The following is a 7,282-nucleotide window of genomic DNA, read 5'->3' on the forward strand; positions in this document are numbered from 1 at the left end:
CCTCCGCGCACAATGTGTCGGGACATCGTTTATTCGGTGTCCCGACATTTTTCTTAGGCAGTGGCCTGCAGCGAGAGTTCCCTCCCACGACTTGTGGTCTCAGGAGGGAACCCGTCGATGCGGAAAGCGCTACGCGGCCTTACGCCGTAGCGCTAAGCCACTAGCCACAGCGCCGAGGCTTACAAGTACCAGCGGCAGAACCGAGGCTCCCGTATTCGGAAGCTCGCCGGGCTCCTTGGGTGAAGCGCTCGATGATGGCTCAGGTTCGCTGGGTTTTGTCGGATGGGGATCACCCGGTTCGGTTGGCTCGGGCTCAGGATCGGGTTCGGTTGGCTCAGGATCCGGGTCAGAAGTCTCGTCAACTGTCACGCTCAATCCGGAAACAGATTGGGTGTCCTGAACTTCGTCAGCTCGGGAGATGGACACATTCGCGCTGTATTCTCCAACTTCGAGGTCCGACAGAGCGATCGTGAAACTACCATCTGCGGCGATTTCGCCGGCGAATGTGCCAACCGGAGCGGCTTCTTGGGCCTGAATACCCTCTGGCACATCCTTCAGAAGTACGGCGCTGACGGCATCGCCCTCAACGTAGTTCACAACGCTGCCAGTGATAGAGGAGCTCCCCGTTGCATCTGCAGATTCGAGCACAATCTCCGGTGGCTCAAACGCGAGATCAGCTAGCTCCGGCGCCGGGGTTGGACATTCTGCGTCCACTGTGAAGTTCAGGGTTCGGATGCCAATCTGCGATTCGGCAGGTGATGGGTAACCGTAGAGGGTTGCAGTGAACGAGTAGTCACCGGGAGGGAGCTGCCCCAACTCGACGGTGAAGTTTCCATCTGCGGGAAGCTCAACGATGTCAGGTATGCCGATGATGCCAATCGAGGGCCCGGAGAAGATGAACTTCACCCGGTTTCCCTTGCGTTCCTCGGGTGTCCACTCAACAAAGTCGTTGATGTGACCGTTGACCGCCAGCGCGCTCTCCGTACAGTACGGTCCTTCGGGCGAGAGCTCGAACTGTGTGAACGAGGCGATGCAGTCGTTCTGGACAGTAAGTTCCACAGTATCTTCATCAACAAGGTCTCCCTCGTGATAGAGATATGCCGTTATGTCGGTCCACGGCGCGTCCAGACCGGTCACTGTGTAGTTGAAGGTTCCATCCTCAGGTAGCGATGAGAACCTCGTGAGCTCGATTTCGGAGCCGGAGCCAGCGAACGTGAGAACCAGCTCGCTACCGTCAGTTCCGTCCGAGCCGTTGACGAAGTTGTCGATCTCTCCAACCACAGTGACTTCAGAGCTGGGGCAGTAGGGAGCATCGGGTTCGGCTTCAAAAGACGTGATTGTCGGCTGTTCCGCTTGGAGCGCTTCGGGAGTTGGATCCTGAGACTCCTCAGTATCGGCCGAAGCCATGGCTGGCATTCCGAGAAGCGCGAGGCCGATCGTGAATGCGAGGATGGGACGGCTGAGGCGTCCCTTGCGTGGTGTGCGTGTCATGTTTTCTCTTCCTTGACACGGCCCCGGCCAACGGGTGGTGGCACGGGACGGGAGAACTAGGACGTTTCTCCTACATGCAATATATAGTGAAGCCCGCCACGCCGGTAATGCGTATCAAATCCATGGCATGTCGCTCGATGACGGAGATTGGCGGGGTTGCGCCCTAGAGATGCATTTCAGTACGTGAGACAATGGTCACGTAAGCGCGGCATAGAAAGGACTCGTCGTGATCTACCACATCAGTATGTATAACAGTCGGAGCAGCCGAACATTTCCTCTTCTCGAACTACTAGGCATGAAAAAAGCACCGAAGCCCTCGGGCCGCAAGAGCTAAAGGCGCCGAGCGCCCGCCACGCACGTTCATCGAAGAACCGCGTACACAAGCGCATAAAAGGATCGGCAAGGCCATCTCGGGTCTTGCCGATCCTTCATGTATGCGGAGGAGTCTCTTGAACTCGCTCTAGCCAACGCGGATGTAGGTGGGGCTGCCGTACACGGGTCCTTCCTGGACACCCGTGGATGGGTTGCGCGCGGCGATATGGTTGCCGTTGCCGGTGTAGATGCCAACGTGCCCGGGCCACCACACGAGATCGCCCGGCTGGGCCTGTGAGGCCGGAACCTTGGTTCCCATTGCACCCTGAGCGCCAGAGGAACGGGGGAGAGTCACGCCCATCTGCGCGTACACGTAGCTGGTGAAGCCGGAGCAATCGAAGCCGGCTGGTGTGGTACCGCCATAAACGTAAGCTGAGCCAGTGTACTGGCGGGCAATTCCTACAACGCCGCCGGTGGTGGAGGGTGCTGGCGCAGGTGCTGCTTCTTCTGCAGTGCCCTGAGAATCGCCTGCTCCGGTTTGGTCCTGAGTGTCCTGTCCGGTTTCGGCCGGCTGGACTTCCTCTTCAACGGGCTCGGCAATGGCCACAGAAATCTTGGCGCTCTTGAAGGTGGGGCCTTCTGCGGCCTCTACCTTCTCAGGTGCCGTGACGGCTTGCGTGCTGGTGGCCTCGGGAAGTGTTGCAGCAGCGGTGAAAGCTGCGGTGCCTTCTGCTGCGTTGGCCGTATCGGCGTGTGCCGCGGGCACAACGCCCCCGAGCATCGCGCCAACTACCAGCCCCGATACGCTCGGGACCATGATGCGCTTGGACGTAACCTTCATATTATCTCCCTGACTCGCCACAATCGGATGTTATGGCGGGCCCTGAGGCCAATGCCTGTTATCGAATCGTTACTTGACGTTACACAATCTACATCAAAGAGGACGTACCCGTCACCCTTATTCGCGTAATTTGGGTAACAGATTGTTATAGATCGTGGCTCCCGCTGATCCTGTCCAGCGCTAGACTGACGAAATGACAGCTGAGACGTATGGTTTACCTGAGTTTTCTACGATGTCGCCCGAGGCTTGTGCGGCCGAGATTCGTGAAGCGGTGGCTCGCCACGCCGGCGTGATGGAGCGTATCGGTTCCGAGGCAGCCCCATCCACCATCGCGAATACGCTGGTTCCCTTTGAACAGGCACAGATCGCCTTGGAACAGCCCGTCCATCTGGCATGGACGTTTATCCAATCGGTGGGCGGCGGGCAATGGGAGCAGGTAGAAACGGAGATCACCCCGCTCTTGGCTGCTCATAATAACGATGTATACCTCGATCGCCGCTTGTATCGGCGGTTTGAGGACCTCGCCGCGCAACGCATAGACGCGGAAACTGCATGGACCGTGTCCGAACACCTCAAGGTATTCCGTGCCCATGGTGCCCAGTTGCCGCCAGAATCCCAGAATCGGCTTCGGAAGCTGAACGCTGAGTTAGCGGAGCTCTCCAGTTCGATTGGCCAACGCATCGTCAGGGCGGGACAATCCGGGGCTCTGGCTCTGACCGAAGAGGAAACGGCGGGCCTCAGCCCTGCTCAACGCACCGGCCTCGCAGCGAACGCGGCGGCAAACCCAGAGCGCGCCCAAGGCTGCCCGTATCTCCTGTCCCTGACACTTCCCACGCAGCAAGGGCTGGCGTCCTCGCTGACGAACCCTTCGGTCCGCCAGCGCATATTCGCCGCCTCGTTGACTAGAGGCGATGGCCACGATGAGGCCACGGATACGCGCGAACTCATTGCCCAGGTCGTCAAGCTGCGTGCAGAGCTGGCCGAGCTGCTGGGATACGCGAACTACGCCGAATACGTGGCGGCACAATCAACTGCAGGCTCCACGCAGGCGATCGATACCCTCTTGGATTCGATGGTGGAGCCAACACAACGGAACGTGGAACGAGAGGCGTGTGAGCTGGAGGATTTCTACAGCCGAAGCGCGCAAGGCAACGCTCCGTTCCTCCCGGCGGACTGGACGTTCGCTCAGGAGGCGTTGCGTGCCTCGCGATTCAATATGGACAACTCGGAGCTTTCCTCCTACCTCGAGCTGACGAACGTTGTGGAAAACGGCGTGTTCTACGCGGCCACCAAGCTCTACGGATTGCAGTTCACCTCCCGCCCGGATCTTCGCGGCTATACGGAGGATGTGCGCGTGTGGGAGGTGCAGGAGGAAGATGGCACGCCGCTCGGCCTGTTCTTGGGCGATTACTACGCGCGCGAGGGCAAGCGCGGGGGCGCCTGGATGCACTCGCTTTCCATGCGCGCCACTAACGGTAGTGATTACGCCATCATTCTCAACAATCTGAACCTCACGAAGCCTGGCGAAGGCGAGCCCACATTACTCACGTGGGATCAGGTCACTACATGTTTCCACGAGTTCGGGCACGCGCTCCACGCGTTCCTCACTGATGTACAGTGGCCGTCCGCTGCCGGGACCAACGTTCCGCGTGATTTCGTAGAGTTTCCCTCGCAGGTTAACGAAATGTGGGCAACGAATCCCGATGTGCTCGATCACTATGCTCTGCACTGGGAGACGGGTGAACCGTTGCCCGCTCGCCTTCGTGAAGCACTATCCGAATCCGAAGGATTCGCCGAGGGATTCAACACCTCCGAGATCCTTCAGGCCGTTCTGCTCGATCAGGCGTGGCACCGGATGGCTATGGCGGACGAGTTCCCGGAGGCCGAAGGGATTACCGCGTTCGAAATGGCGGCACTGGAGCGCGCTGGCGTTGCTTCCGCGTGGATACCGCCGCGATACCGGACAAGCTACTTCAACCACATCTTCTCCAGTGGCTATGCGGCTGGCTACTATTCCTATCTCTGGTCCGAGGCGCTGGATGCGGATACGGTCGATTGGTTCACCTCCGCCGGGGCGAAGGGACAAGACGGCGGGCTCAATCGAGAGGCGGGCGAACGCATGCGCTCCTGCATTCTGTCTCGGGGCAATTCACGCAATCCGATGGATGGTTTCGAGGAGCTTCGCGGGCGTTCGGTTGATACTGGAGCGCTCCTGAGGCGCCGCCGGCTCAGCTAGGGACTAAGCGCGGTGGAACGTGGTGGAATAGCGCGCTAATCTTGATCCATGGCTATTGATCCGCGTTCAGCTCTAGACAGTCTCATCGGCGCCCTCGAGACGTTCCATCAGGCTGCGTTGAGCGCCCAAGATCCCGATGCGCCCAGCGTGATCGAGGCCTCCGATCGCCTCGCGGACGCTTACACCGTGTACGACGATGTGATGTTTACTCGCTACGATGTTGAGCTTCCGTTGGATGTGTACGCCGAAGATGATTCCGATGACGAGGATTCGGATGATTTTGGAGATTTTGACGACGACGACGATTCCCTCGACGATGACGATCTGGACGATGACGGCATCGCAGATATTGACGAGGACGATCTGGACAATCGCTGACTAGGCCGTCACCTCCGCCAGAACCGCATCAATGGCATCTGGCAGTTCGATGATTTCATCAAGCACGTGGCGGAGCTGGTGAACAGTTCGCGCACCGGTGATGGCCGAGCTAATGCCGGGTTGAGCCAACAACCACGATAGGGCGATACCCGCCGGGGAAGTTCCCAGTCCGTCAGCGGCGGTGGATACGGCTTCCACAATGCGGCGATGGTGAGGAAGCAGATAGGGATCTACGAACGCCGCGAGGTGTTCAGATGCCGCTCGCGATGTGGGTGGGATGGTCCGCCGATACTTTCCGGTCAGTACGCCGCGCCCAAGTGGTGATGCTGCCAGAACGCCCATGCCCATATGGCTGGCCATCGGAATGATCTCCTCTTCGCAGTCACGAGCCAGAAGCGAGTATTCGGTTTGGATGGCTGTGAGAACTGGCAAGTGGCGCTCTTTGAGGAGCTGCTGAACGGCGGCGGCGCGCCACGCTGGATACCCCATGAGTCCGATGTAGCGAATGGTCCCCGCGTTGACCAGTGAAGCCAGCGCCTCAGCGGTTTCCTCGTCAGGGGCCAGTGGATCGGGGGCGGCCACCATCAAAATGTCGATGTAGCTGGTGTTCATGCGTTCCAGCGAGGCAGTTACTGAATCGAAGATGGAGCCGCGCCCGGCACCGAACCGTGAGCGAGAACCCGCGGCCGTGAAGCCGGCCTTGGTACACAGGACAATGTCCTCACGAGTGAATGTCCCAGCAAGCAGGGAGCCAATCAGAGCCTCGGAAGCCCCGGCGCCGAAGGCGGGGGAGGTATCCAGAAGGTTGCCGCCTTCATCGATGAGAGTTCTCAGCTGCCCAATCGCCTGGGCTTCGTCAGTATCGCGGCCCCACGTCAGTGTTCCAAGCCCGATTTCTCCGATAGTTAGGCCACTGTGACCCACTGTGCGTTCCCTCATAAACACTAAGCCTAGTGCACTTGCGGCCTGTGTCATGCAGCAGCTCGGGCTATGCTGGCCGCCGTGGGTATTCTTGAAGCAATCGTTCTGGGCATCGTTCAAGGTGTCACGGAGTTCCTCCCGATCTCCTCCTCGGCGCACATTCGCATCTTTGGTGATCTGTTTGGCTGGGGCGATCCGGGAGCTGCCTTTACGGCCATCATCCAGCTGGGCACAGAAGCCGCAGTGATCACATACTTCTGGCACGATATCGTGCGCATCATCTCCAAGTGGTTCCGTGCGATCCCGTGGATCAAGTGGTCCAACCCAGTGTCTCAGAAGGATTCTGGCGTCCGCATGGGCTGGGTTGTCATCGTGGGAACTCTGCCCATTGGCATCCTCGGTCTGCTTTTCGCCGATACGATCGAAACCAGCCTGCGCAACCTGTACATCGTGGCCTTTGTGCTTGCCTTCTTCGCGATCATCTTGGGGCTTGCGGACAAATATTCGAAGCGCATGAAAACACTAGACAACATGAATCTGCGTGACGGCTTATTGCTGGGGCTCGGTCAGGCCCTTGCATTGATCCCGGGAGTGTCCCGTTCGGGCGGCACCATCACCGTGGGGCTGTTGCTCGGATACACCCGAGAGGCCGCGGCTCGAGTCTCCTTCCTGCTCGCGATCCCCGCCGTTGTGGCATCTGGGTTCTACCAGATCGTCAAGTCGGGCGGCCAAGGCACACTTGAGTTCCTGCCAACAGCCGTGGCCACGGTGATTTCCTTTGTTGTGGGATACGTGGTGATCGTGTGGTTCCTCAAGATCGTCTCTACCTATTCCTATCTCCCGTTTGTTATCTACCGGCTCCTGCTTGCCCTAACAGTTGTGGGGCTGCTTGCCGCTGGAATGCTGTCGGTGTTCTAAGTTGAGCCTGCCCCTTCCCGGTGCCCTCCTTTTCGATATGGATGGGACTCTCATCGATTCTGACGCATGGTGGTTCGCCGCCGAGTCCACCGTGTTTGGACGGTTGGGTTTCAGTTGGACTCCTGCCGAATCCACAGAGTGGATCGGTGCCTCGCTGCTGGAGTGCTGCGAATATGTGACGGCCA

Annotated in this window: 7 protein-coding genes; 4 read left to right on the forward strand and 3 right to left on the reverse strand. The window is 59.1% G+C overall.

All coding sequences use genetic code 11. The annotated features are described in order from the left end of the window. Window positions 1–129 precede the first annotated feature (129 nt). Window positions 130–1,491, reverse strand: coding sequence for a hypothetical protein (locus tag ACTHV6_RS11620; RefSeq protein WP_441387771.1), 1,362 nt, complete (start codon window positions 1,489–1,491; stop codon window positions 130–132). A gap of 460 nt (window positions 1,492–1,951) precedes the next feature. Continuing rightward, window positions 1,952–2,644 (reverse strand): C40 family peptidase, encoded by a 693-nt coding sequence (locus ACTHV6_RS11625; protein WP_441387773.1) that lies wholly within the window; start codon window positions 2,642–2,644, stop codon window positions 1,952–1,954. Window positions 2,645–2,837: 193 nt separating this feature from the next. Here ACTHV6_RS11625 and ACTHV6_RS11630 point away from each other — a divergent pair, with 193 nt between their 5' ends. Further along, window positions 2,838–4,880, forward strand: coding sequence for a M3 family metallopeptidase (locus tag ACTHV6_RS11630; protein ID WP_441387774.1), 2,043 nt, complete (start codon window positions 2,838–2,840; stop codon window positions 4,878–4,880). A 48-nt stretch (window positions 4,881–4,928) separates the two neighbouring features. Continuing rightward, window positions 4,929–5,258, forward strand: coding sequence for a hypothetical protein (locus tag ACTHV6_RS11635; RefSeq protein ID WP_441387775.1), 330 nt, complete (start codon window positions 4,929–4,931; stop codon window positions 5,256–5,258). On the opposite strand, the gene ACTHV6_RS11640 is transcribed toward ACTHV6_RS11635, so the two are convergent. Beyond that, a complete protein-coding gene (locus ACTHV6_RS11640) occupies window positions 5,259–6,197 on the reverse strand; it encodes an aldo/keto reductase (RefSeq protein ID WP_441387777.1) in 939 nt (312 codons plus the stop codon). It abuts the gene before it with no gap. 63 nt (window positions 6,198–6,260) lie between these two features. On the opposite strand from ACTHV6_RS11640, the gene ACTHV6_RS11645 reads away from it, so the two are divergent. Next, window positions 6,261–7,097, forward strand: a complete 837-nt coding sequence (locus ACTHV6_RS11645; RefSeq protein WP_441387778.1) for an undecaprenyl-diphosphate phosphatase — start codon at window positions 6,261–6,263, stop codon at window positions 7,095–7,097. A 1-nt stretch (window position 7,098) separates the two neighbouring features. Next, window positions 7,099–7,282 (forward strand): HAD hydrolase-like protein (locus tag ACTHV6_RS11650; protein WP_441387779.1); only part of this gene is annotated, 184 nt, incomplete at its 3' end.

Source organism: Ancrocorticia sp. (assembly GCF_052089425.1).
In the GTDB taxonomy this organism is placed as follows: Bacteria; Actinomycetota; Actinomycetes; order Actinomycetales; family Actinomycetaceae; genus Ancrocorticia.

Bases quoted from the DNA above. Each gene is read 5' to 3' on its own strand.
- ACTHV6_RS11620 (WP_441387771.1), bottom strand. From the start codon at position 1,491: ATGACACGCACACCACGCAAGGGACGCCTCAGCCGTCCCATCCTCGCA.
- ACTHV6_RS11625 (WP_441387773.1), bottom strand. From the start codon at position 2,644: ATGAAGGTTACGTCCAAGCGCATCATGGTCCCGAGCGTATCGGGGCTG.
- ACTHV6_RS11630 (WP_441387774.1), top strand. From the start codon at position 2,838: ATGACAGCTGAGACGTATGGTTTACCTGAGTTTTCTACGATGTCGCCC.
- ACTHV6_RS11635 (WP_441387775.1), top strand. From the start codon at position 4,929: ATGGCTATTGATCCGCGTTCAGCTCTAGACAGTCTCATCGGCGCCCTC.
- ACTHV6_RS11640 (WP_441387777.1), bottom strand. From the start codon at position 6,197: ATGAGGGAACGCACAGTGGGTCACAGTGGCCTAACTATCGGAGAAATC.